The 255-nt window shown below is 61.2% G+C and carries 1 protein-coding gene; it reads right to left on the bottom strand.

Features of this window, described 5'->3' with window-relative positions; translation table 11 throughout:
• The coding region (locus ACLFKU_RS44805) for an AMP-binding protein (protein WP_410853528.1) at positions 1 to 255 on the bottom strand (255 nt) is incomplete at both ends.

Here is a 255-nt window from a genome sequence, read left to right as displayed (position 1 = left end):
CCCCGCCAATGTAGAGCTCCCCAGCCGCCCCGAACGGCACCGGCTCGCCATGACCGTCCAGCACGTACACCCGCGTGTTCGCAATCGGACGGCCGATCGGAACGTGCGTCGATACAGCGCATTCGCTGGGAATTTCGTAAAAGGTGCAACCCACAACCGTTTCGGTCGGCCCGTATTCATTCACCATCCTGGCGCCAGGCTGAACCCTGCGCCACAACTCGACTGTTGAATGCGACAGCGCTTCACCACCGATAA

The sequence above is a fragment of the Paraburkholderia sp. EG304 genome (assembly GCF_046543485.1).
Classification (GTDB): Bacteria; Pseudomonadota; Gammaproteobacteria; order Burkholderiales; family Burkholderiaceae; genus Paraburkholderia; species Paraburkholderia youngii.
The sequence above is the reverse complement of the archived record's forward strand: the minus strand, read 5'-3'. Positions and strand labels throughout refer to the sequence as shown.